We start from the raw sequence: 24923 nt of genomic DNA on the forward strand, positions 1-24923 counted from the left end.
AATAGCCAACGGCTAACACCTGACCGCTAATTCCTGGATCTTTAAAACAGCGCATATGAGATCAAAACATATATTATTCCTGGCCTTAGCAGGCTGGGGTATGGTGCAATCGGCTTGTAATTCTTCTCATGGAGAAAAGAAGGCCGACAATGCAGTAGCAGCACCTCCGGCAGCAACCGAAGTATTTTCGCTGCAAAAAGAAAAGCTATCTACTTCTTTTCAAACACCTGCCGAATTGATTGCCTGGCAGCAGGTAGACCTGTATGCCAAGGAAAATAGTTTTGTGCGGAAACTCTATGTGGATGTAGGTTCGGAAGTGAAGGCGGGTCAGCTACTTGTTTCCCTGGAAGCGCCGGAGCTTAATTCAAGATTGGCTGCAGCAGAGTCGAGATTGAAATCGCAAGAAGCTATTTACACAGCCAGTAAGTCGCAGTACGACCGTTTGTATGAAACGAGTAAAACACCGGGCACCATTTCGCAGAATGACCTGGACCAGGCTACTGCCCGCAAAAACTCGGATTATGCACAACTCGAAGCGGCCAGGGCAGCCCATAAAGAGGTGATCATTACGCAAGGCTATCTTGAGATCAGAGCGCCCTTCAATGGTGTGATCAGTGCACGTAATGCCAATCCCGGCGCCTATGTGGGGCCATCAGGCAAAGGATCAGAGTTTCCCATGTTTACCTTACAAGAGCAAAGAAAGTTGAGGCTAATAGTATCGGTGCCAGAGGCCTATACGGGCTACCTGGATAGCAAGCATCCGGTACAGTTTACCGTAAAAGCCATTCCCAATGACACCTTTACCGGAAATATCAATCGTCAATCCGGTGCCCTGGATGCCAGGTTGCGCTCAGAGCGTATAGAAATAGATGTGGAAAATAACAACAAGAAATTGCTGCCCGGTATGATCGCGGAGGTGAATATTGCCTTTCCTGCCAAAGACAGTACCCTTATCGTTCCTAAAACAGCCCTGGTCAATTCGCCGGAGCGCGTGTTCGTGATCCGTGTTGTAAATAATAAAGCCGAATGGGTAGATGTGAAAAAGGTCGCGAAGCAGATGGTAAGCTGGAGATCTATGGAAACACCCTGCAGCCTGGCGATCAGCTGGTGAAAAAGCCAGTGAGGAGATCAGGAATGGGGCGGATGTGAAAATTGTTAAAGTAGTTCCTGTATCCCAATAAAGGAAATTCTTTTGGTTATCTGTGGCCAGTTACCGGTTGCCGGTAACTGGTTTTTTATGGCAAATGCGGCAATTAAATGACTGCCTGCATTTCTACAGTTCAGCGGCCCATTGCCTACTGCTTATTTACGACTCAATGTTGTTTAGCTTGTCGCACCTTTAAGGTGAGTCACCCTGCCGCCAGGCTGATGCAGCGCTGTAGCGTGGCCCACCTTTGTAACTGGCCAGGATTTTCCTGACTAAACGACATTGATTGCCAACTACCGATTCCCGGCTGCCGATCTTATTTGAATTTCATAAGTATTGGTTTGAACTTTATAAACACCCCCTGGGATGTCATGTACCTTTGGTATCTAAATTTAAAATAATGAAATACAGAACACTTGCGAATACAGGAGAGCAATTATCGGCTGTTGGTTTGGGTTGCATGGGAATGAGTTTTGCTTACGGACCGGTAGATGATACTGAGTCTATTGCCACCTTGCACCGTGCGCTCGACCTGGGCATCAACTTCTGGGATACGGCTGATATGTATGGAAATGGCGCCAACGAAGCACTGATCTCAAAAGTATTGGTACCTAATCGCGATAAAGTTTTCATCGCTACCAAATTCGGTTTCCGGTTCAAAGAGGATGGCTCCTATTATTTTGATGGATCAGTAGCGCACCTTAAAAGTGCCGTGGAAGCCAGCCTGAAGCGTTTGAAAATTGATACGATTGATTTGTATTATGCCCACCGTATTGATCCCAATGTACCGGTGGAAGACATGGTAGGTGCCATGGCGCAACTGGTGAAGGAAGGTAAAGTACGTTACCTGGGTTTGTCAGAGGCTTCAGTGGCTTCCATTCGCAAAGCACATGCTGTGCATCCTATTTCGGCGGTACAAAGTGAATATGCTGTGGTAACCCGGGGTATTGAAACTGAAGTATTACCTGTACTTCGTGAACTGGGTATTTCCTTGATTCCATACAGCCCGCTGGGAAGAGGATTGATCACCGCGGCGGTGCAGGATAAAAATCAATTGGCCGAAGACGATTTTCGTCGTACGCTGCCTCGCTTTAGTGATGCCAACTGGGACAATAACCAGCGCATGGTAGCAGAATTTGCCGGACTGGCCGAAGCAAAGAACATAACGGCTGCGCAACTGGCCCTGGGATGGGTGCTGGCACAGGGAGATGATATTATTCCCATTCCCGGTACCAAGAAGCGGAAATACCTGGAAGAAAATGCAGCTGCGGCCGAGGTGGTATTAACGGCAGATGATCTGCAAACCATCGAATCCCTGTTGAAAAAATACCCCACTGCCGGCGAACGTTATAGTGAGGGGGCAATGAAACTGGTGAACAGATAGGAGCGTTCTGTGGAGTAAGACAAGTTTTGTTTCGGGTAACAGGGCTGGTCAACAACATTATCTCTTTATTGGATAGTGCTGTTAACCGGCCTTTGTTTTTGGCTTTCGTTATTTTTCTATATCACAATAGTGGTTTTAAGGAGGAGTGATTCGCTGAAATCGCTCTAATTCGTGTTTTATCGCAACTTTCTTTCTAAAATCTTCGTACATTTCTCGTGTATTTGCTGCCTTGTAGCGGGCGCTTCAATTTTCGCTTTTGGGTATAAGGGCTCGTCTAAATTACACAACATGAAAGGACTCTCCATTGCCCGGTGGTTCAGGAACGTATCGATTGCAAAAAAGCTCTATTTCACAGTGGGTATAATGGCCTTACTGATTATCATTGAATTAGGAGCGCTAATATTTTCCATTAACACACTTTCTTCCGTAAGGGCCTATGTAAATGGCGAAGGGCTTTGGTCAAAAGCCCAGAAAGATGCCATGTATCAGTTGCTTGTATATGGCCGAAGTAAAAGTGAAGCAGATTACCAGGAATTTCAGGAATTTATGAAGGTGCCGATAGGTGATCACCGGGCGCTGGTTGAATTAAGCAAACCTGAGCCTAACCTGCAAATCGTCAAAGAAGGGTTGATAGCAGGCCGCAATCATCCGGATGATGTGGAAGGTATGATCAAGTTGTTCAGGAGATTTTATAACAACTATTATATTCACCGGGCAATTGATGCCTGGAATGCAGCAGATAGTCTGGTCCCGGAATTTTATGTAATAGGTGATAAGCTGCATCGGGAAATCAATAGTGCTCAGCCGTCATCGGAGCGTATCAATGCCATCCTGGAAGAAATTGATCCACTCAATAAAAAAATCACCCCCTTTGAAGACAAATTTTCTCTCACCATGGGGGAGGGTTCCCGCTGGCTGGAAAACCTGGTACTAAAGATATTGTTCATTATTGCACTTTCTGTTGAGCTAACGGGTTTGGGCCTGGCCATCATTGTAAGCCGCAGTATACAAAAAGGATTGAATGAAGTGCTCAACTCGGCGCGAGCGGTTACCTTGGGTGACCTGAGTGCCAGGGCAAAGTCTTTCTCCAAAGACGAGATTGGTATATTGGCCAACGATTTTAATATCATGGCGGCAGAGTTGGAACGCATGACGGATGTGATCCAGGAAACGAATGTCGACCTGGAACGAAAAGTAGAACAACGTACGGCAGAGCTGGAGCGAAAGAATAAAGAGTTAGAGCAATTTGCCTATGTAGCCTCTCACGACCTCCAGGAACCTTTGAGAACTACCAGTGGATTTGTAGAAGCACTTCGTAAACAATATAAAGGCATGCTGGATGAACATGCAGACAGGTACCTCGACTATATTGCCCAGTCTTCCGATCGTATGAAAGTACTCATCAAAGACCTGTTGGACTATTCCCGCCTGGGACGCGAAAAGCAATTTGTACAAGTTAACTGCAAGGTTATGTTGACTGAAGTACTGGCCGACCTGGCGACTGTGATCAAGGAAAGCGAAGCGGTTATTCAAGTGGGTGACCTTCCTGTGATCAATGCCTATCCAACCGAACTGAAATTATTGTTTCAAAACCTCATCAGTAATTCTATTAAGTTCAGAATACCCGGCATACCTCCGGTGGTACGGATTGATGTACAGCAAAGGAATGGGTATTGGAGGTTTTCAATAGCGGATAATGGCATTGGCATCGACCCTAGTCACCAGGACCGGATCTTTATTATCTTTCAACGATTGCATAACCGGTCGGATTATGAGGGTTCGGGCATTGGTCTGGCACACTGTAAAAAGATCGTGGAAATACATGGCGGTGAGATCTGGGTGGAATCTTCTCCAGGCAAGGGCAGCACTTTCTTTTTCACCATTGCCGGGCATCCTAACCAATCGGAAAATATACAGCTGGACCACACGCTGCAACCCATAGCACAATAGGTCTTTGCTATTAATCTCTTTTTAATGCTCCAATCTATGAGAATGCCAATTGTTCTTTGATTTTTGCGGGCTGAACTTTGCGTTCAGAGATCAAAAACGAGGCATGCAAAAAAGTTGAACAGTTGGTTCACCCGATAATAAAATATTGTAACCAAATAAACTAAAGCGGCGTAAGCTCAAAATAAATTGCCTTTTACAAAGCACTTTAATAATTTTGGAGCATCTCAGGAAAAGTTCCTGCAACTCTCAGGCAGGTATTATCCAGGATTGACGCCCCAGTCATCCCTGCTTTATTAAAAGCAGCCATGATTACCCATGCAGGCATTTGCGTGTTCCGGTATATTAGTAAATAAATGTGCATTATGAGCAACCTATATAAAGAAAGGCTTTCTGAAAAAAAGAAGATTTTCCAGGCCTGCCTATTGGCTTTAGCTATGCCCCTGCTGTTGCCCGCACAGCAACCAGGTGGCGACAGTGTATTACAAGTGGCCACTATTCAAAATGTAATACAGTATGCTATTAAACGGCAACCCCTGATCCAGCAATCGATGATCGATGAGGAAACGACGGAAACAACCATCAGGAGCAAGCTGGCCGATTGGTTTCCACAACTGAATTTCAACTACCTGTTTCAACACAACTTTGAGGTGCAAACAGCAGTGATTGGAGGAGAGGCCCGTAAACTGGGTGTAAACAATACATCTGCCTTGCAGTTCAACGCTACACAGAACCTGTTTAACCGCGATGCCCTGTTGGCCAGCCGCACAGCAAAGGATGTGCGTAGGCTGGCAAAGCAAAATACCAGCAGTACTAAAATTGACGTAGCGGTTAATATATCCAAAGCATTTTATGATGTATTGGCTACCGAACAGCAGATCAAAGTGACCTACCAGGACATCATGCGGCTAGAGCGTAGTTTAAAGGATGCCAGGGCCCAGTACAATGCTGGTGTGGCCGATAAAACAGATTATAAAAGAGCTACCATTGCCCTGAACAATGCCAAAGCCCAGCTAAAAGGCAATGAAGAACTCCTGAAAGCAAAACAGGAGTACCTGAAGGCCCTGATGGGATATCCCGCCAGCCAGCCAATAGATATTGTTTACGATAGCCTTCAAATGGAAAATGAGGTAGCCCTGGATACCTTGCAAAAGGTGAACTATACAGGCCGTATCGAGTTTCAGTTGTTAGAAACACAAAAAAAGCTGCAACAAGCTAATGTGCGGTACAATAAATGGAGCTACCTGCCCAATGTATATGCTTCCGGCGCTTATAACTTCAACTTCCAGAACGATAAATTCAGTAAGCTATATAATACCAATTATCCCAATTCCTTTGCGGCGCTTACCTTGTCACTTCCACTGTTTCAGGGAGGGAAAAGAAAATACAATATCCAGCAGGCCGAATGGGAATTGAAGTCTTTGGATTGGCAGGAGATCAACCTGAGGAATAGCATCAACTCACAACATGCCCAGGCCCTGGCGGTGTATAAGAGCAGCCTGGCCAGTTACCTGGCCTTAAAGGAAAATATGGAGCTGGCGCGGGAAGTATATGATGTGATCAATCTTCAATACCGCTCCGGCGTTAAAACCTACCTGGAAGTTGTAACCGCCGAATCCGACCTGCGCACTGCCCGCATTAACTATTACAATGCTTTATACCTGTTGTTATCCGCTAAAATAGATGTACAAAAGGCATTGGGACAATTCAATTATTAATATCAAACATCTCAGCATATGTTGTTTAAAAGGATAGGATATTTTACAAGCGTAGGTTGCCTGGTGGTGATGGCCTCTTGTGGAGGAAACAAGCAGCAACAACCCGGAGCACAAGCCCCCAGGCAATCCCTGTTACTGTAACCAAGGTAACAACCAGCCATGCCGTTTTCTATGATGAATACCCCGGCACGGTTACTGCCCTTAACCAGGTAGAGCTGCGGGCGCAGGTTAATGGATACATTACAGGTATCTATTTTGAAGATGGCGCCCGGGTAAAGAAAGGACAACGTTTGTATTCAATAGATCAGCAGGCATATGAAGCTACTTACCAACAGGCGGTGGCCAGCCTGGCAGTACAGGAAGCCAACCTGGTGAAAGCACAAAAGATGCTGACCGTTTTCATGAACTGGATAAACAGGATGCCATTGCGAAGCAACAGGTGGACAATGCCGATGCTGCCCTGGAAGCTGCCAAAAGCAGGTAGATGCGGCGAAGGCCAATATACGGGCTGTACAAACCAATGTACGCTACACCACTATTCTGGCGCCCTTTGATGGCACCATCGGCATCTCGCAGGTAAAAGTGGGTGGCCCCATCTATGCCGGCACCACCATTCTCAATACTGTTTCCTCCGACAATCCGATGGCAGTTGATTTTGCCATCAATCAGAAAGAACTATACAAGTTTATTCAATTACAGCAAAATGGCACCAGGCCACAGGATTCCGTATTCCTGATTGCATTTGGTAATGATGTATATCCTTTTGCAGGTTCCATAGGCCTGATCGATCGTGCGGTTGACCCTCAAACGGGTACCATCAAAACAAGGCTGGTATTCCCCAATCCTAAAAGCATGTTGAAAGCTGGTATGAGCAGTACGGTAAGGGTGAAAGGAAATACTGCCGCTGCAGCCGTGATCATTCCCTATAAAGCCATTACTGAACAGTTGGGCGATTTCTTTGTGTATGTAGAAGGTGATAGTAGTAAGGTTACCCAGCGTAAGGTGGTATTGGGTCGCCAGATTGGGTCGGATGTCATCATCCGCGATGGCTTGCAGGAAGGTGAAACCATTGTAGTACAGGGCGTACAGAACCTGCGCGAAGGTGCTAAGATAATCACCGCAGCTCCACCACAACCAGGAGCAGGTGCAGCGCCCGCCAGGAAGTAAAAACAGGTTACTCCTTTGCTTCCGATTTCGCGTTATTAATTGAACTGAGGACCTTAAAGACGATAACTAATGATAGCAGATACTTTTATAAAACGCCCGGTAACCGCCATTGTAATATCCATCGTGATCGTACTGGTGGGCCTGATCACTATGATCAACCTGCCCATTGCCCAGTACCCGGATATTACACCACCTACCGTTTCTATATCGGGTGTTTTTACCGGTGCGGATGCTCAGACGGTGGAACAAACCACCACCACGGCCATTGAGACCCAGGTAAATGGTACGCCGGGTATGACTTTCATCAACAGTAACAGTACCAGTAGCGGACAGAGTAGCATTACCGTCAACTTTGAAGTAGGTACTGATATTAATATTGCCACACTGGATGTGCAAAACCGGGTGAGTGTAGCAGAGCCTACTTTACCGGACGCGGTCAAACGTTTGGGATTGACGACCCGTAAACGTAATCCCAGCATCATGGTGGCCCTGGCATTGTATTCACCCAATGGTACCAGGAACCCCATCTTCCTGGGCAACTATGCCAATATATATATGAAGGACGCCCTGTTACGGGTAAAGGGCGTAGGTGATATCTTTACCCGGGGCGATGATTTTGGTATGCGTATCTGGCTCGATCCTAAAAAGCTGGCTGCACTGAACATGACCACCTCCGATGTATTGAGTTCTCTTACCGAACAGAACCTGCAGGTGGCAGCCGGTACCATCGGTGGTAACCCACAGCCCAATTTGCAAGCATTTGAATACAGTGTACTCACCAATAGCCGTATCAATACCGTTGCCCAATTTGAAAAGATTGTTGTGCGCACCCGCCCGGCCGATGGTAGTATTGTACACCTGAAAGATGTAGCCCGCGTAGAACTGGGCAAGTTTGATTATGGCAACAATTCATTTGTGAATGGTAAGCCTGCCGCCTTTATTCTCATCTACCAGGCCCCCGGCGCCAATGCCATTGAGACCTGGGATGGTTTGCAGAAAGCCCTGGCAGACCTGAAAGCCGCTTTTCCCAAGGATGTAGATTATGCCGTACCACTTGAAACAACAACAGTAGTAAAGGTTTCAATCAATGAGGTAATGCATACCCTGGTAGAAGCCCTGATCCTGGTGATCGTAGTGGTATTCCTGTTCCTGCAAAACTGGCGAGCCACCCTCATTCCTGTATTGGCCATTCCGGTATCTTTGATCGGTACGTTTATATTTTTCCTCCCCTTTGGATTTACCATCAATACACTTACCCTGTTTGCCTTTGTATTGGCCATCGGTATTGTGGTAGATGATGCCATTGTGGTGGTGGAGGCCGTACAACACTATATTGACCACGAAAAGCTATCGCCCAAAGAAGCCACCCAAAAGCCATGGCCGATATCTCGGGCCCGGTAGTGGCCATTGCCCTCATCCTGGCGGCCGTATTCGTTCCCGTAGGCTTTATTCCGGGTATTGTGGGGCGGCTGTATCAGCAGTTTGCCATTACCATTGCCGTATCAGTCGTTATCTCGGCATTTGTAGCCTTGTCGTTAACACCTGCCCTGTGTACCATTATGCTGAAACCCTCCAAAGCGGAGAATGCACGTAAGAATATACTGGAGAAATTCTTTGCCTGGTTCAACAGGGTCTTCGGCCGGCTTACCAGCTCCTATACCAGGGGCGTAGGTAAGTGGATCAAAGCAACCCCTATGTGGTGATTATGATGCTTTGCCTCTTCGTAGGATTATTCTTCCTGTTCAAAAACAAACCAACGGGGTTCATTCCTACAGAAGATGAAGGCCGTATGTTTGTGACTTATGAAATGCCCGAAGGTTCTTCTACCACCCGCAGCGTGGCCATGCTGAAAGATATTATGGGCCGGGTACAGTCCATTCCCGGTGTGAAAACAGTGGGCGGGTTGGCAGGCTTGAACATCATCAACTTCTCGTTCAAGTCCAACTCCGGTACCATGTTTGTAAGCCTGGATCACTGGGATGAACGACAGGACAAATCACTGCAACTGGAAGGGATCATGGGGGAGATACGCAAACGTACCGGCGATATCAAGGAAGCCAGGATCATGCCCATTGCCCCGCCTGCCATTCCGGGCCTTGGCGCCACATCAGGCTTTACTTTTGAACTGTTGCAAACCACCAGTACCGATAATATACAGGAGTTTGAGAAAGTAGGGCAGAAGTTCCTGATGGCCCTTTACCAACGCCCGGAGATTGGCGTAGCGTATACCTTCTTTTCTACCAAAACTCCCAGTTACCAGGTAGATGTAGATAAAGAAAAAGCAAAAAAGCTGGGTGTACTCGTGTCTGATGTGTATGCTACCATGTCTACTTTACTGGGTAGTAGTTATGTAAATGATTTTAACCTCTATGGTCGTAATTTCCGGGTAATGGCCATGGCCGATAGCAGCTTCCGTTCATCAGTGAATGATTTCCAGAATTATTATGTACGCAATAGCCAGGGAAATATGATTCCCTGAGCTCACTGGTAACTTCTAAAGTGGTAGAAAACCCGGCCGTAATATCTCACTATAATATCTACCGTGCTATTGAGTTCAATGGGTCGCCCAAGCCGGGATTCAGTAGCGGACAGGCCATCCAGGCATTGCGTGAGGTAGCAGCCCAGGTATTGCCAGCCGGCTACTCCTATGAGTTTTCCGGTATGAGCCGTGAAGAGATCAAGGCGGGTAGCAGTACCACTACCATCTTTGCCATTTCCATCGTGTTTGTATTCCTGTTCCTGGCGGCTTTGTATGAGAGCTGGTCTATTCCATTCTCTGTATTGTTCGCTGTACCCATCGGTATGCTGGGTTCTATTATAACACTGACCTTACTTCCCAAGCTCACCAATAACGTATACGCGCAGATTGGTATGATCACCCTTATCGGGTTGGCAGCTAAAAACGCCATCCTGATCGTGGAGTTTGCCAAGGAGCGGGTTGACCGGGGTATTGATGTGGTACATGCTACCCTGCAGGCCGTGCAACTGCGTTTGCGACCTATTGTAATGACCTCCCTGGCCTTCATCCTGGGTGTACTGCCCCTGGCCTTTGCCAGTGGAGCCGCAGCTGTATCGCGCCAAACGATTGGCTGGACGGTATTTGGCGGTATGCTGGCAGCTACCACCCTGGCCATCTTTGTGGTGCCCGTATTGTTTGTACTGATCACCAGGATCGCTTATGGTAAATCGTTGCGGAAACTGAAGGAAAACCAGCGGGAGCAGGATGAAGTGGATAAAAACATCTTATCCGGCGAAAGCTGATCATAGTTAATATAATTGACAGGGGAGGGCCACCGCTACTCCCCGCCAAAAACAGGAAAGGACATCCCTTTCCTGTTTTTTATTGCCGCTACATTCATTTTAGTGTTATATTGACAATAAAAACTACCTTCCTGTTTAAAATGCGTAAACGAGGCGCTACGCCTCTATTGATAAATGCTTGTTTATGAAAACAACCTTTCTTTGGCTAGCCTCAATCATCAGCAGTTTATGGGCCACTGCACAATCGGAAATGGCTATTCCAAGTCCTGATAAAAAACTAGTTGTTACGGCCGGTGTAACCATGGGGCGGGCCTGGTACCGGGTACAATACAACGGTGAAGAGGTATTGCAACGGTCGAAGTTGGGGATCAGCAGGCAGGATGAGCAATTTGCAGAAGGGCTGCTTTTAAAGAGTAAGTCTGCCGTGGAAAAGGTAATAGATAATTATAATATCCTCAACGCGAAGAAAAGCGCCATTACTTACAAGGCCAATAAAGGGTACTGCATTTGCAAAATGCGGCTGGCAAAAGATTGGACATTATATTCCAGGTGTCGGATGACGGAGTAGCTTTCCGTTATTATTTTCCGGATGCTTCTACTGATCGTAAAACAATTACGGCCGAATATACTTCCTGGCATTTGGGTAATGATGTACAAGCCTGGCTGCAGCCCATGCAGGAGGCACAGGGTGGCTGGGAGCATGCATTTCCCTGTTATGAAGAACACTACCTCCAAGCCATTTCTCCGGCTACGCCTTCTCCTGCCAAAGCGGGATGGGTATATCCCGCCTTATTCAGGAAAAAAAATACCTGGGTGCTGATCACTGAGGCGGCTGTAGACAGCTCCTTTTGTGCTACCCGATTGCAACCTGCCGCACCTGGTGGAGAATATACCATTGGTTTTCCCGACCCGCGCGAAGTATTTACAGGTAAGGGACTATTGCCCGAGTCGGCCTTACCCTGGTATTCTCCCTGGCGTATCATCACCATCGGTTCTTTAAAAACTATTGCCGAATCTACCCTGGGCACCGATCTGGCAAAGCCGGCTATAGCAGTCGACACTTCTTTTATTAAACCAGGTAAAGCCTCCTGGAGCTGGGCCTTGCTGAAAGACAATTCCGTGGTATATGATGTACAGAAACAATTTATTGATTATGCTGCCAATATGCAATGGCAATATTGCCTGGTGGATGTGGATTGGGATACGAGGATTGGTTATGATAAGATCAAAGAACTGGCGGCTTATGCGGCCACCAAAAACGTAGGGTTGATCCTTTGGTTCAATTCTTCCGGCAATTGGAATACCACTCCCTACCATCCAAAGAGTGCTTTGCTAACCAGGGAGGCGAGAGAAAAAGTATTTGCCCGGTTACAGTCCATGGGAATTAAAGGCGTAAAGATTGATTTTTCAATGGCGATGGTCGATCGATGATGCAGTATTACCTGGATATTTTGGCTGATGCTGCAAGGTACAAGCTGCTGGTAAATTTTCATGGTGCTACATTACCCCGCGGATGGCAACGTACTTACCCCCACCTTATGAGTGCTGAAGCCGTAAAAGGATTTGAAATGATCACTTTCAGTCAGCAGGATGCCGATGTTGCTGCCAATCATTGCACCATGCTGCCTTTTACCCGCAATGCTTTCGATCCGATGGATTTTACGCCCATGTGCCTGTATAAGATACCACGGATAGAAAGAACAACGACCAGTGCTTTTGAGCTGGCCTTATCCGTGGCCTTTTATCAGGAATTCAACATTATGCCGAAACCCCGGAAGGCATGAGCCAGGTGCCGGATTATGTAAAAGCATTTTTGCGTACCCTGCCCAATCATTGGGATGATGTACGCTTCCTGGATGGCTTTCCCGGCAAGCTGTACATAGTGGCAAGGCGGGCTGGCAGCAAATGGTATATAGCGGGCCTTAACGGGGAGAAAACAGCCAAGGCAATACACCTCAACCTGTCTTTTCTGCGTGGCAGGAAAGGTACCCTTATTACAGATGGTAAGCAGCCCCTTTCCTTTGTCCAGGAGCCTGTTGCTTCACCAGCGGGTAAACCAACAACTGTTAACCTGTTGCCCAATGGAGGTTTTGTGATGGAATTTGAGTAGCCTTTATGGTGGCGGATAGCTTAAAAACCAATGGAGTTACCACCATCTACCGGCAGTACAACACCCGTTATGAATTTAGCCGCATCGCTGGCCAGGAAATAAGCAGCTTCGCCGATATCCGTAGGCTGCCCCATGATGCCCATGGGTGTACGGCCAAAGACCTTTGCTTTCCTTTCAGGATCACTGTCCAGTGCTTTCGCCGTCATTTCGGAATAGATGAAACCCGGCGCAATGGCATTCACGCGGATACCATTGGGCGACAGCTCAACGGCCATGGCCCTGGTCATGCCATCGATGGCTGTTTTACTGGCCGAATAGGCAATCACTTTCGGAAGGCCATATTGTGCTGCCATGGAACTGATGTTGAGGATGCATCCTGTTTGCCTGGTCAGCATGTGTTTTACTACCTCGCGGCTGAGCGAGAATACCGAGGTCAGATTGGTGAGGATCACCTGTTGGAATTCTTCATCCGTAACTTCAGTAAACTCCTTCTTCATATTGATGCCGGCATTGTTCACCAGGATGTCGATCTGGCCATATTGCCCGATAACCTGTTGCACAAAGCCAGGTATGGATCCAAGGTCCGATACATCACAGGGTAGGGCGGTGCATAGTTGACCCAGTTGTTGTTGCGCAGCATCCAGTTTTTCTTTATCCCTGCCTGCAATGATCGTTTGGATGCCATGTTGTACAAAGGTGGAGGCAATGGCCAATCCAAGGCCTGAACCGCCTCCGGTCACAATAGCTGTTTTTGGGCGCGTTGCTGTCATAGTATACTTGATTTATAGTCTGTTCTAAGGTTCTTAAATATTTCAGGCAGTTCCATTTCTTAATGATGACTTGCGGATGATGAGGTCCGAACGGATCACGATCGTATTGGTATGCCTGATATTGGAAATACCCTGCAGGTGATTGATCAGGCTCCTGGCAGCGATCTCACCCATATCCTGACCCCTGTAATCAATGGTGGTTAACGAGGGTTCAACGATCCTGCCAATCGTATCATTGTTAAAACCTACTACCGCAATGTCCTGGGGTATCCGCACCCCCTGTTCTTTTAAATATTGCATGCACACCGCGGCAGAGAAATCATTCGTGATAAAAGCGCCATCCGGCAAGGGTTGCATTTGTAGTATCTGCCGTGCTGCTTCCACCCCGCATTTTTCACTCAGGTCCTTAATCAGCAAATGCTGTTCATCGAAAGGCAATCCACTGTCGGCAAGGGCAGCTTTATAGCCCAGGAAGCGTTGCTCATATACGTTGCGTCCCAGGCTGGCCGTTACCATTACGATCCGCCGGCAACCTTGTTCTACCAGGTGTTTGGTGGCCTGGTAACCACATTGGTAATTGTCGATGATCACTTTTGTACTTTCCGATCCTTCTTCCACCCGGTCAAAGAATACCACCGGTATGTCTTTGTCCTGGAACAAAGCATAATGGTCCAGGCCGATGGTATCGAATGCGAGAGAGGCGATAAGGCCGTCTACCCTTTATGAAAAAGATTGGCTGCATTAGCAGCTTCTTTTGTAAAGCTTTCCGAAGAATGCGCAATGATCAGATCATATCCTGCTTCCGAGGTGATCCTTTCTATGCCCGCCAGCACCGATGTAATGAAGTTACTCCTCAATTCATGTACGATCAAACCAATTGTATTCGTATGCTGCTTCCGGAGGCTACTGGCAAAAATATTACGCCGGTAGCCCAGGAGCCGCGCAGCCTCCTGTACCCTTGCCCTCGTTTTTTTGGTAATGGCGGGATTATCCTGCAGGGCCCTGCTCACCGTGGCCGAGGAAAGGGCGAGTTTTTGGCAATATCATGGATCGTAACCTCTTTTTGCTGGTTCATATTTGCAATCGGTTGCTGAAGGTCGCAAAAATAATCAACTTGTGGTAATTTGTTTTAAGGACACAATACCCACCCTATATAATATAGGTATTCAATGGCTTCAACCTGCCCGCCAGGGTCCAGGCCTTTTGCATTAAAGCAAGATTTAGTATTAAAAAAATGCAATCGGTTGCTATTTTGGATTTTTTCCCTATATTCGTTTCCGCAGGTAAGCCCCTTTACTTGTTCAACGATTGAATTTCTATTTAAAAATTGCCGTATGCAACAACCCAATTGCCTTTCGAGCACACCATTTTCCCCTTGCATTTTCGTCATGCGAGCCGGTTTAGCGGCTGCCTTTTCCACCCCTTTCTTTGGCCTGTCTATTATTGAACTCCGCCCTTATAAGGAACCCTGGCGCGAAAAAATAACTGTAGCCGGCTTAGGCATACCGGGGCAGCTCCCTTATTGAAGCATGCTGATCTCATTTAATAACCATCAAAATTGTCTACAACCAAAACGATGAATATGAAAAAGACTCAAAACCGAAAAAGGTTTATCCTGCTAAGGCTGGTGCGGGAGAAAACGACTGCCATGGTTTTTCTGGTTTTATTGCCCTGTTTTGCAGGAACAGCAGCATTTGCTCAAAATACTGTCAAGGGTACAATAACAGGCAACACCGGCGAGCCTGTTGTTGGCGCTTCTGTAGTGGTAAAAGGAACTGCCATTGGTACCAATACCGGTGTGGATGGCAGTTATTCCATTACAGCAGCAAAGGGAGCCACGCTTGTTGTTTCAAATATTAATTATACCACCCGGGAGATTACGGTGGGTGATAATAACACCATTGATGTACGGTTGACTGCCAAAACAGGCGACCTGGGCGAAGTGATCGTGGTGGGTTATGGCACGCAGCGAAAAGAAGCCGTAACCGGCTCGGTTGCTTCTATTGGCGGAGAGAAGATGCGGGAAGTGCCCTCGCCCAATATCTCACAGGCGCTACAAGGGCGTATGGCAGGGGTAGATATTTCACAAACCTCCACCCGGCCGGGTGCTACCATGCAGATCCGTATTCGTGGTACGAGGTCGCTGACTGCCGACAACAATCCGCTGATCGTACTGGATGGTATTCCCTTTATCGGGTCGTTGGCGGATATCAACCCCAATGATATCAAAAGCATTGATGTGCTGAAGGATGCCTCGGCAACGGCCATTTATGGCTCCCGTGGCGCCAACGGTGTATTAATTATTACCACAGAAAAAGGAGCTAAGAACAGGAAACCCCGCATTAACTACAGTGGATATGTAGGGACCCAGGAAGTTTTTGCCAAATACCCCATGATGAATGGTCCCGAGTTTGTGGCGCTTCGTAAAGCGGCTAACCTATACCCCAACGGACAGGATGAGGCGGACGACATCAATACGGACTGGCAGGACCTGTTTTATCAAACGGGCCTCGTAACAGATCACAACATCAGCCTGTCGGGTGGTACAGAGACTGGCAGCTACAACTTTGGCGGAGGTTATTACCTTAACCAGGGTGTGATCCCTACGCAGCAGTACAAACGCTATTCGCTGAGGGGTTCTATTGATCAGCAGGTGGGTAAATATGTACGGGTTGGCTTCACCAGCAATACCAACTACAATCAAAGTGAAGGCAACCAGGTGGGCTTATACAATACCTTAAGTATGACGCCTATTTCTTCTCCCTATAACGCCGACGGAACTTTGAGAAGAGGTATCAGGATGGCGGCAGATAACCAGTATATATTTACAAAAGACAGGGTAAAAGAATTAAGAGACAATAGTCAATGGATCAATGAAACACGGGGTTTTGCCACCTACAATGCGCTATATGCAGAAGTGAAAGCACCCTTTGTAGATGGATTGAAGTACCGGGTAAACCTGGGATTGGATTATATACAAACGAATAATGGAGCATATACCGGAGCCGGTGTAGGCGATGCACTGAATGCTACTACCCCTTCGGCTGCTTCTGTTGATAACAGAACTACGTATCACTATATACTGGAAAACCTGCTTTCCTACGATCGCAGTTTTGGTAAGCACACGATCAATGCGGTGGCCCTATATTCTGTAGAGCAACAAAAATACAACCGGTCAAACATGGCGGCCAGGGATATTCCTGCCGATGCCTTCCAGTTTTATAACCTGGGACAGGCTGGTGGTCAGTTGACCATCGATCCCAATAACCAGGATTACCAGTTGTCGGGCCTTATGTCGGCCATGGGGCGTGTGATGTACTCGTACGATAACCGCTATATGATCTCTGCAACGGTTCGTTCTGATGGTTCTTCCAGGCTGGCGCCGGGTCACAAGTGGCATACCTATCCTGCCGTGTCGGTAGGATGGAATATCGTCAATGAATCGTTTATGAAAAACGTATCTCTGATCAACGGCTTGAAATTGCGTGCCGGCTTTGGACAAACCTCCAATCAGTCAATTGCCCCTTATGCTACGCTTGGACGGTTGGACACCAGGCCTTATAATTTTGGTCCCTCGAATTATTCTACCGGGTACTATGTGTCGCAACTGCCCAATCCGGCACTGGGTTGGGAGTTTTCCAAGACCTTCAATATCGGCCTTGACTTCTCTATTCTCAAGAATCGTTTGTCAGGTACCATCGAGTATTATATCACGAAGACCGAAGATATCCTGCTTGGGTTAGGCTTGCCACCAACTTCCGGCGTGCTGGGTACTTCAGCCAATATTGGCGCCACAGAAAACAAGGGGTTTGAGCTATCGCTGAATGGTACGATCCTCGATAATGTGAATGGCTGGACCTGGGAGATGGGTGCTAACTTCTATGTGAACAATAACAAGCTGGTATCGCTCGCTTCGGGTACTACCCGCGATGAGGCCAACTGGTTTTTGTAGGGCATAATATCAATGCGATCTTCGATTATGAGAAAACAGGTCTCTGGCAAAAGGAGGATCAATACCTGAGTACGTTGGAACCGGGTGGCAATATCGGTATGATCAAAGTGAAATATACGGGTGGCTTTAAGCCCGATGGAACTCCGGAGCGGGCGATCGGTACGGCCGACCGGCAGATCATGGATGTGGACCCCGATTTCCAGGGAGGTTTCAATACGCGGGTATCCTATAAAGGCTTTGATCTGGGGGTGGTAGGATTTTTCAGGAGCGGTGGTATTCTATTCAGCACCATTCATGGTTCAAACGGCTATCTTAATTTGCTGAGTGGTCGCCGGAACAATATCAAAGTGGATTACTGGACACCGGAAAATACGGATGCCAGGTATCCCAAACCCGGTGGCATTATTGCCAATGACAATCCCAAATATGGCAGCACGCTCAGTTACTTCGATGGTTCTTTCCTGAAGATCCGTACGATCACACTGGGCTATGACTTCAACCGGAGCCTGCTGAAGAATTCTCCTTTTAAATTGCGCATGTACTTTACGGCTCAAAACCCATTTGTGCTGTTCTCGCCATTCCACAAAGAATCGGGTATGGACCCGGAGACCAATTCGTTTGGCAATGAAAATGCGTCGGTCAACCTCAACGCCAACCTGAGGCGTATCCTGACTGTAGGGTATAATACCCCTGCCACCCGTAACTATATTGTTGGCGTTAACCTGACATTTTAAATCATTAGATATGAAACATCTGCTTATAAAATCACTTATAGTATCAGCCTGTTCAATGCTGGTATTTTCAGGGTGTAGCAAGATCCTGGAGGAGCAGCCCCGCAGTTTTTATGAACCGGGCTTCTTTAAAACGGAAAAAGGGGTGCAAGGTGGCATCACCTCTCAGTATGCGCACCTGCGCTTCATATATGGCCAACCCTATTACTACAATATTTTGGAAACGGGTACGGATGAATATACCTGGGCGCAAAGTGCTGATGCTAACTTTAAGGATGCGGACCTTAGTGGGGTAGGCAATTTAACTGCTGCCAGCAGCCGCTCAGATGCCTTATGGGGCGCTGCCTTTTCCAATATCAATACGGCCAGTGGTATTATTGAGAATGCGGGAGCGGTGGGCACCATCCCGGCTTCGCTGATAGCCGAAGCGAGGTTTTTCCGGGCATTTGATTATTTCCTCCTGGTACAAACATTTGGTGGTGTGCCTTTGGACCTGGGCGCCGGTGAATTGAAATTCAATACTGCTCCCTCGCGCAAATCGGTGCGCAATACGGTACCCGAAGTATACACCAAAGCTATCTTCCCCGACCTGGTTCAGGCCATCAACGATCTGCCGGCGGCGCCAAGGGTAACGGGTGGTGTTACTAAAACAGCGGCACGCCTTTACCTGGCGAAAGCCTATTTAACGTATGGCTGGTGGCTGCAGAATCCGAACAATATTCCTACTTATCCACAAAGCGCCAGGACGGACCCCGATGCGCATGATCCTGCCTGGTATTTTCAAAAGGCTTATGATATTGCTACCCAGGGCATTGACCAGCCGGGTGGTTTTGGCCTGGAAAATACGTTTTATGACCTGCATGCAGGAGGCAATGACCGCAACAAGGAAATGGTCTTGTATGCGGACCATACCCAGGAAAGTGAGTTTTATAATGGGGCCTGCCTGGCTTGCTTTGACAATGAAAATGGCAATGGCAAGAATTCGGCTGTGTGGATGGTTACCTCCAACTATACGGTGATCAGAAGCGCTCCGAATGCCGATGGTACGGGCGCCGGCATAAGTTCGGTACAGCGTGAGGCAGCGCAGGCTTTAGGCCGTCCTTATACGCGTATGGCGCCTCCTGTTGGTGTATTTACGAACACGTTTGCGGAGAAAACCCTGGATTCGCGTTATGATGGTACGTTCAGCACGGTGTACAGAGGTAACTGGCCCAAGGGAGGAACTACCAATGCAACGCTTTACAATGCGAATGATATGGCGGTTACGCCGGGGCAGCCTATATTGAGTTTCCTGGAATACCAGGCAGACGCGGTGGGCCTTGTTTATCCTGCAGGGGCATCCTTTCCCGGAAAGACCTCCAATAATGTTGGCGCGGGTGTAATGCCAGGCAGGGCCGATTTTGTGATCGCTCCCCTGGGCATCAGCAGGGTGGTATTTCCCGGCTTATGGAAAATGGGTGTATACCGTACTGATAATGGCACAGGACTGGGCCAGCCCAATGCTACCAGCACCCGTCCATTCAAAATTGCCAAGTTCTCCGAACTCTATTTTATAGCAGCTGAAGCAGCGGTAAAAGGTGCTACTACGGTAGCAGGCAAAAGCGCCCGCGACCTGATCAATGTGGTCCGTGCACGTGCCGGCAAGTGGAAATTTTCCAACAGGAACAATGCGGCGCTTGTTGCTGATAACAGTGCGGCGATGATCGCTGCCACCCCTGCTGCGATCGACATTAATTATATCCTGGCCGAACGGTCCCGTGAATACTTCGGGGAAGGCCATCGCTGGTTCGACCTGGTGCGTACGCAAAAGTGGAATGAACTGGCCGGTACTTATCAGATAGGGGGTGTAGCTTATGGCAACCATACACCGGAAACGTTTACACGTACTATTGAACCAAAACATTATATCCGGCCCATTCCGCAGGGACAACTGGATGGTATGGAAATGACAGCAGAAGAAAAAGCGGCCTATCAAAATCCCGGATACCAGTAAGGCGATATCGTTTATTTAAGTTAGGAGCTTATCATAACGACTTCAAAAGGTGGGTCGCCCTCCAAGGGCGGCTCACCTTGGTCTAAAGGACAATTACTAACCTAAGTAAACGACATTGATCTATCTTCCTTCCCTGTTGTAAAACACCAGACAATAAGCATCTAATAATGAGAACAATCTCCCTCAGTATCCTTTTTGTATTTATGGCTTTTGCCCTGGTGGCACAGGATGGTCATGAACTTTGGTTGGGTAATAACAAAAAAGGAGTGCCGGTAAAGATCATCTGTGCTAAAAACACACCCGCACTTACCATTGCAAAACAGGAACTGCAGGAAGGATGGCAAGGGCAACCCAATGCCATGATTACCCTTACGCTCACAAAAAATAATACACTGAAGCCCGATGGATTCAGGCTTACACCCAATGGGGTAGAGGCCAATACGGATATGGGTATCCTGTACGGGGTGTATGAGCTATTGCGTCGCCAGCAAACGGGTGAAGTAGTACAAGATGAGATTTGCAACCCTTCGTATGGCATCAGGATGTTGAACCATTGGGACAATCTGGATGGAACGGTGGAGCGGGGCTATGCAGGTATGTCGATATTCTGGCGCAAGGATGATGCGTTTGTGGTGAAGGAGGAGGATAAAAAGCGCTGGCAGGAATATGCACGCGCCAATGCCTCGATCGGTATCAATGGCGCATCGATCAACAACGTGAATGCTTCTCCCAATGTTTTAACAACTGATTACCTCAACCGCGCAAAAGCCATTGCCGGCATATTACGTCCCTATGGTGTAAAAACATACCTGTCGGTAAATTTTTCTTCACCCAAAGTAATTGGTGGTTTACCTACCTCTGATCCGTTGGACCCCGGGGTGATGCAATGGTGGAAGGATAAGGTGAAAGAGATATATGGGCTGATCCCCGATTTTGGCGGGTTCCTGGTAAAAGCAAACAGTGAAGGGCAACCAGGCCCGCAGGATTTTGGCCGCACACATGCGGATGGCGCCAATATGCTGGCCGATGCTTTACAACCTTATAAGGGCATTGTGTTATGGCGCGCCTTTGTATACAGCCCCAACGACAAGGACCGGGCAAAACAGGCTTACCATGAGTTTGTACCACTTGACGGGCAATTCAGGGATAATGTGATCATACAGGTAAAGAACGGACCCATCGACTTTCAGCCAAGGGAGCCCTTCAGCCCGCTGTTTGGAGCGATGAAAAACACCGGTAATGCCCGAATTGCAGGTAACCCAGGAATACCTGGGGCATTCAACCCATATAGCTTTTTTATCGACGATGTGGGAAGAATGCCTGAAAACTGATACCTGGCAGGGAGGAGCAGGAAGCACGGTGGCCCTTTGTACCGACGGAAGTATCTATGCTCAAAAATTGACCGCTATTGCAGGTGTATCCAATGTGGGGTTGGATGCCAACTGGTGCGGCCACGACCTTGCCCAGGCCAACTGGTATGCCTATGGACGCCTGGCCTGGAACAACCAATTAAGGAGTGAACAGATTGCCGATGAATGGATCAGGCTAACCTTTACCCCGGTAGCACCTGCCTCAATAGGATCAACGCTTTACTCCAGTGAGTGGAAAGAAAATTTCCTGGTGCCTGTAAAAAATATGATGCTGGAAAGCAGGGAAGCGGTGGTAAACTATATGACGCCGCTGGGCTTGCACCATATCATGTCGTCCAACGGGCATTATGGCCCCGGCCCCTGGTGGGCGCCCGAAAAGATGCGGGCAGACTGGACACCGCCTTATTATCACCAGGCAAGCACAAACGGAGTAGGTTTTGACCGTACGCAAAAGGCAGTGATGCGGTTGGTCAGTATCATGAACCGCTGGCGGCACGGTTCAACGATCCGGCAACCTGTCCGGATATGTTCTTGCTGTGGTTTCATCATTTACCCTGGAACTATACGATGAAAAGCGGACAGCGTTTGTGGGATGAGTTATGTGTGCATTATGACAAAGGGGTGCAGCAAGTGCGTGGGTTTCAAAAGACCTGGGATAAGGTGCAGCCTTATGTTGACAGCGTCCGCTTCCAGGCAGTACAGCGCAAACTGCGTACGCAATGCAGTGATGCGGTTGTATGGAAAGATGCCTGCCTGCTTTATTTTCAACAATTCAGCGGCATGCCCATCCCTTATTACCTGGAACGGCCGGTGAATAACCTGGATGATATCAAAGCAAATGAGTTCTTAAAAAAGATACCGTAAAAAGTTAGCTGTCAGTCTGAGTTTGTCGAAGGGTGGGTCGCCTTCCAAAGGCGGCTCATCCGATCTAAAGGAGCTTGTCGAAGGGTCGTAAAAGGTTTTTCTTTCGGACTTTCTGACTTCCCGACTTTCAGACTTTCTTTAACGAAGAATCCCTGATGATCAGGTCGGCCCGTAGCGTGATGGAATTGGTGTTATAGAGATTGCTAATGCCTTTGAGGTGATTGATGAGGTTGGTGACGGCGGTATTGCCCATGGTGTCGCCTGAGTAGTCGACGGTGGTGAGGTTGGGTTCAATCACCTTGCTGATGGGGTCATTATTGAAACCGGCAAAAGCTACTTCTTCCGGAATGCGCAGGCCGGCTGTTTTGAGGGCCATCATGCAATAAACGGCGGCCGTATCATTGGCCGAAAATACGGCATCGGGCCGTTTTGCCGGAGTAAGGGTAAGGATATGTTTTGCCGCTTCTGCACCGGCGTTTTCAGACAGGTTACTGACGTAATGCATTTTTCATGGAAGGGCAGGTCATGGTCTTTCAATGCCTGCCGGTAACCATCGAAGCGATCTTTATAAACATTTCTAAACATATTGCCGCCCAGGTGCATGATCCGGCGGCAGCCCTGGTCTACCAGGTGTTTGGTAATGTTATAAGCAGCGGTATAGTTGTTGATGACAATAGACGTGCTGGCATTGTGTGGATGCACCCGATCGAAGAATACTACGGGTATATTACGTTTAAAAAACGGTTCCAGGTGGTTGATGTTCTGAGTATCGTAGGAAAGCGAGATGAGCAGTCCATCCACCCGTTTATTGAACATGGTGGCGGCATTGATCTTTTCTTTTTCTGCATCTTCCAGCGATTGTGCAATGATGAGGTTGTACCCATGCCTGTTGGCTGCATTTTCCATACCTGCTAAAACGGAAGACATGAAATAGCTGTTGAGCCGGGGTACCAATACCCCAAGGGTATGGGTGCTTTTGCTACGGAGGCTGCTGGCAAATGTATTGGACTGATAACCCAGCTCTACGGCGGCTTCGGCAATTTTTTCCGGGTATTTTTGTTGACGGAGGGGTTGTTCTTCAATCCCCTGCTCACGGTGGCTGCCGAGATATTGAGGTGTTTGGCGATGTCGTAAATCGTTATTTCCCGGTGTTCGGCCATTGCGGTAGCTGGTTGTTTAACAAAGAAAATGAACTTTTCTGAACGGTATGTAAAAATAGTGTTTATGATATTAATGGAGCAAACAATGCGTTGGTTTGGGCCCAATGACCCGGTAAGTTTATGGGATATACGACAGGCAGGCTGTACGGGTGTAGTAACGGCTTTGCACCATATTCCCGTAGGGGAGGTATGGACGTTGGAGGAGATCAACACCCGCAAAGCAATGATCGAAGCGGTGGGGATGACCTGGACGGTGATCGAAAGCCTGCCGGTACATGAAGACATCAAAAGCAATCGGGTAATTACCGGCAATACATTACGAATTATACTGAGAGCCTGCGCCATATAGCCGCCTGCGGTTTGAAAGTAGTGACGTATAATTTCATGCCCATCCTGGATTGGATGCGTACGGATATTGCTTATGAAATGCCAGATAGAAGCAAAGCCCTGTACTTTGAACGGGCGGCCTTTATTGCTTTTGATCTTTACCTGCTGAAACGGCCAGAGGCTGAAAACGATTATACCACTGGGGACATTGCCAAAGCAAAGGCTAAGTTTGACAACATGCAGGAGGAGGAAAAAGCGACCCTTTTCCGCAATACTATGTTGGGTTTACCGGGTAGTGATGAAGCCTTTACTCCCGGGCAGGTGTTAACTACATTGAAAACTTATGAAGGAATTGATGCCCCGAAGTTGAAACAACACCTGTATTATTTCCTGCACAAAGTGGTACCTGTAGCCGAAGCCTGTGGATTGAAGCTGGCGATTCATCCCGATGATCCACCCTATAGCATATTGGGATTGCCACGTATTGTGAGTACTGCGCAGGATGCCAGGGACTTGCTGGCCGCTGCCCCTTCGCCGGCCAATGGCTTGTGCTATTGTACCGGCTCCTTTGGTGCAAGAGCGGATAATGACCTGCTGACTATGTTACAGGAATTTGGCGACCGGGTTCATTTCCTGCATTTGCGCAATACAAAAAGAGATGCTGAAGGTAATTTCTATGAAGCCGATCACCTGGGTGGTGATGCAGATATGTACGCCATTGTAAAAGAAGTGGTCCACATCATGCAACGCAGGCAGGTATCCATACCCATGCGCCCCGATCATGGCCACCAGATGCTGGGCGACCTGCAAAAGAAAACCTACCCGGGTTATTCAGCCATTGGGCGGCTAAAAGGCCTGGCCGAACTGCGGGGATTGGAAATGGGTATTGCCGGAAGTTTATCGATGTCTTATCCTGGAAAAACTTTACAGTCAGATTTATTAATACGGAATTGACTTTACATCCCGAAGGTACATTGGTGGCTATGCCTAATCCAAATTGTCTGCGCTGTTGTGCCGTGTGT

At 47.8% G+C, this 24923-nt stretch carries 20 protein-coding genes and 4 pseudogenes; 17 read left to right on the forward strand and 7 right to left on the reverse strand.

Annotated elements, in window-relative coordinates; translation table 11 throughout:
- Nucleotides 1-55 precede the first annotated feature (55 nt).
- The 12 genes and pseudogenes from RS881_RS11295 (at nt 56) to RS881_RS11350 (ending at nt 12734) form a co-directional block, all read left to right on the forward strand.
- Nucleotides 56-1111 carry an efflux RND transporter periplasmic adaptor subunit gene (locus RS881_RS11295; protein WP_315821171.1) on the forward strand — a complete coding sequence of 352 codons (1056 nt, stop codon included), beginning with the start codon at nt 56-58 and terminating at the stop codon, nt 1109-1111.
- A 436-nt stretch (nt 1112-1547) separates the two neighbouring features.
- Nucleotides 1548-2531, forward strand: coding sequence for an aldo/keto reductase (locus RS881_RS11300; RefSeq protein ID WP_315821172.1), 984 nt, complete (start codon nt 1548-1550; stop codon nt 2529-2531).
- Between the two features lie 288 nt (nt 2532-2819).
- On the forward strand, nt 2820-4481 hold the full coding sequence (locus tag RS881_RS11305; protein ID WP_315821173.1) for a sensor histidine kinase: 1662 nt from the start codon (nt 2820-2822) through the stop codon (nt 4479-4481).
- 362 nt (nt 4482-4843) lie between these two features.
- Nucleotides 4844-6196, forward strand: a complete 1353-nt coding sequence (locus tag RS881_RS11310; protein WP_315821174.1) for a TolC family protein — start codon at nt 4844-4846, stop codon at nt 6194-6196.
- A gap of 56 nt (nt 6197-6252) precedes the next feature.
- Nucleotides 6253-6750: an efflux RND transporter periplasmic adaptor subunit gene (locus tag RS881_RS11315; protein WP_315821175.1), complete on the forward strand. Its 498-nt coding sequence runs from the start codon at nt 6253-6255 to the stop codon at nt 6748-6750.
- Complete coding sequence (locus RS881_RS11320; protein ID WP_315824436.1) at nt 6698-7363, forward strand: efflux RND transporter periplasmic adaptor subunit; 666 nt, start codon at nt 6698-6700, stop codon at nt 7361-7363. Before RS881_RS11315 ends, RS881_RS11320 begins: the two co-directional genes overlap by 53 nt.
- A 69-nt stretch (nt 7364-7432) precedes the next feature.
- Complete coding sequence (locus RS881_RS11325) at nt 7433-8764, forward strand: efflux RND transporter permease subunit (RefSeq protein WP_315821176.1); 1332 nt, start codon at nt 7433-7435, stop codon at nt 8762-8764.
- Nucleotides 8740-9066, forward strand: coding sequence for an efflux RND transporter permease subunit (locus RS881_RS11330; protein WP_315821177.1), 327 nt, complete (start codon nt 8740-8742; stop codon nt 9064-9066). Before RS881_RS11325 ends, RS881_RS11330 begins: the two co-directional genes overlap by 25 nt.
- A 5-nt stretch (nt 9067-9071) precedes the next feature.
- Nucleotides 9072-10624: pseudogene (locus tag RS881_RS11335) on the forward strand (efflux RND transporter permease subunit).
- 184 nt (nt 10625-10808) lie between these two features.
- On the forward strand, nt 10809-11192 hold the full coding sequence (locus RS881_RS11340) for a glycoside hydrolase family 97 N-terminal domain-containing protein (protein ID WP_315821178.1): 384 nt from the start codon (nt 10809-10811) through the stop codon (nt 11190-11192).
- A pseudogene (locus tag RS881_RS11345) lies at nt 11174-12408 on the forward strand (glycoside hydrolase family 97 catalytic domain-containing protein). The gene RS881_RS11340 and the pseudogene RS881_RS11345 overlap by 19 nt, the downstream one beginning before the upstream one ends.
- Nucleotides 12405-12734, forward strand: coding sequence for a glycoside hydrolase family 97 C-terminal domain-containing protein (locus RS881_RS11350; protein ID WP_315821179.1), 330 nt, complete (start codon nt 12405-12407; stop codon nt 12732-12734). The pseudogene RS881_RS11345 and the gene RS881_RS11350 overlap by 4 nt, the downstream one beginning before the upstream one ends.
- Before the next feature lie 20 nt (nt 12735-12754).
- On the opposite strand, the gene RS881_RS11355 is transcribed toward RS881_RS11350, so the two are convergent.
- From RS881_RS11355 to RS881_RS11370, 4 genes are all read right to left on the reverse strand, one after another.
- A complete protein-coding gene (locus RS881_RS11355) occupies nt 12755-13504 on the reverse strand; it encodes an SDR family NAD(P)-dependent oxidoreductase (RefSeq protein WP_315821180.1) in 750 nt (249 codons plus the stop codon).
- Between the two features lie 42 nt (nt 13505-13546).
- The gene (locus RS881_RS11360; protein WP_315821181.1) at nt 13547-14164 is read right to left on the reverse strand and encodes a LacI family DNA-binding transcriptional regulator; all 618 of its coding nucleotides are present in this window, start codon (nt 14162-14164) and stop codon (nt 13547-13549) included.
- Nucleotides 14165-14217: 53 nt separating this feature from the next.
- A complete protein-coding gene (locus RS881_RS11365; RefSeq protein WP_315821182.1) occupies nt 14218-14514 on the reverse strand; it encodes a LacI family DNA-binding transcriptional regulator in 297 nt (98 codons plus the stop codon).
- A gap of 119 nt (nt 14515-14633) precedes the next feature.
- Nucleotides 14634-14924: a hypothetical protein gene (locus tag RS881_RS11370; protein WP_315821183.1), complete on the reverse strand. Its 291-nt coding sequence runs from the start codon at nt 14922-14924 to the stop codon at nt 14634-14636.
- A gap of 162 nt (nt 14925-15086) precedes the next feature.
- Between RS881_RS11370 and RS881_RS11375 the strand changes: the two genes are divergently transcribed.
- From RS881_RS11375 to RS881_RS11390, 4 genes and pseudogenes are all read left to right on the forward strand, one after another.
- The gene (locus RS881_RS11375) at nt 15087-17456 is read left to right on the forward strand and encodes a SusC/RagA family TonB-linked outer membrane protein (RefSeq protein ID WP_315821184.1); all 2370 of its coding nucleotides are present in this window, start codon (nt 15087-15089) and stop codon (nt 17454-17456) included.
- A gap of 98 nt (nt 17457-17554) precedes the next feature.
- A complete protein-coding gene (locus RS881_RS11380) occupies nt 17555-18190 on the forward strand; it encodes a hypothetical protein (protein WP_315821185.1) in 636 nt (211 codons plus the stop codon).
- Between the two features lie 10 nt (nt 18191-18200).
- A complete protein-coding gene (locus RS881_RS11385; protein WP_315821186.1) occupies nt 18201-20180 on the forward strand; it encodes a RagB/SusD family nutrient uptake outer membrane protein in 1980 nt (659 codons plus the stop codon).
- 542 nt (nt 20181-20722) lie between these two features.
- A pseudogene (locus tag RS881_RS11390) lies at nt 20723-22414 on the forward strand (alpha-glucuronidase).
- 127 nt (nt 22415-22541) lie between these two features.
- On the opposite strand, the gene RS881_RS11395 reads toward RS881_RS11390, so the two are convergent.
- The 3 genes from RS881_RS11395 to RS881_RS11405 all read right to left on the reverse strand — a co-directional run bounded on the left by RS881_RS11395 (nt 22542) and on the right by RS881_RS11405 (nt 23574).
- Entirely contained in the window at nt 22542-22901 is a 360-nt protein-coding gene (locus RS881_RS11395; RefSeq protein ID WP_315824437.1) for a substrate-binding domain-containing protein, read from the reverse strand.
- Nucleotides 22790-23341: a substrate-binding domain-containing protein gene (locus tag RS881_RS11400; protein WP_315821187.1), complete on the reverse strand. Its 552-nt coding sequence runs from the start codon at nt 23339-23341 to the stop codon at nt 22790-22792. The genes RS881_RS11395 and RS881_RS11400 overlap by 112 nt, the downstream gene beginning before the upstream one ends.
- A 95-nt stretch (nt 23342-23436) precedes the next feature.
- Nucleotides 23437-23574: a LacI family DNA-binding transcriptional regulator gene (locus RS881_RS11405; RefSeq protein WP_315821188.1), complete on the reverse strand. Its 138-nt coding sequence runs from the start codon at nt 23572-23574 to the stop codon at nt 23437-23439.
- An 85-nt stretch (nt 23575-23659) separates the two neighbouring features.
- Between RS881_RS11405 and uxuA the strand changes: the two are divergent.
- A pseudogene (gene uxuA / locus RS881_RS11410) lies at nt 23660-24855 on the forward strand (mannonate dehydratase).
- Nucleotides 24856-24923 lie beyond the last annotated feature (68 nt).

Source organism: Paraflavitalea speifideaquila (assembly GCF_032395985.1).
Classification (GTDB): domain Bacteria; phylum Bacteroidota; class Bacteroidia; order Chitinophagales; family Chitinophagaceae; genus Paraflavitalea; species Paraflavitalea speifideaquila.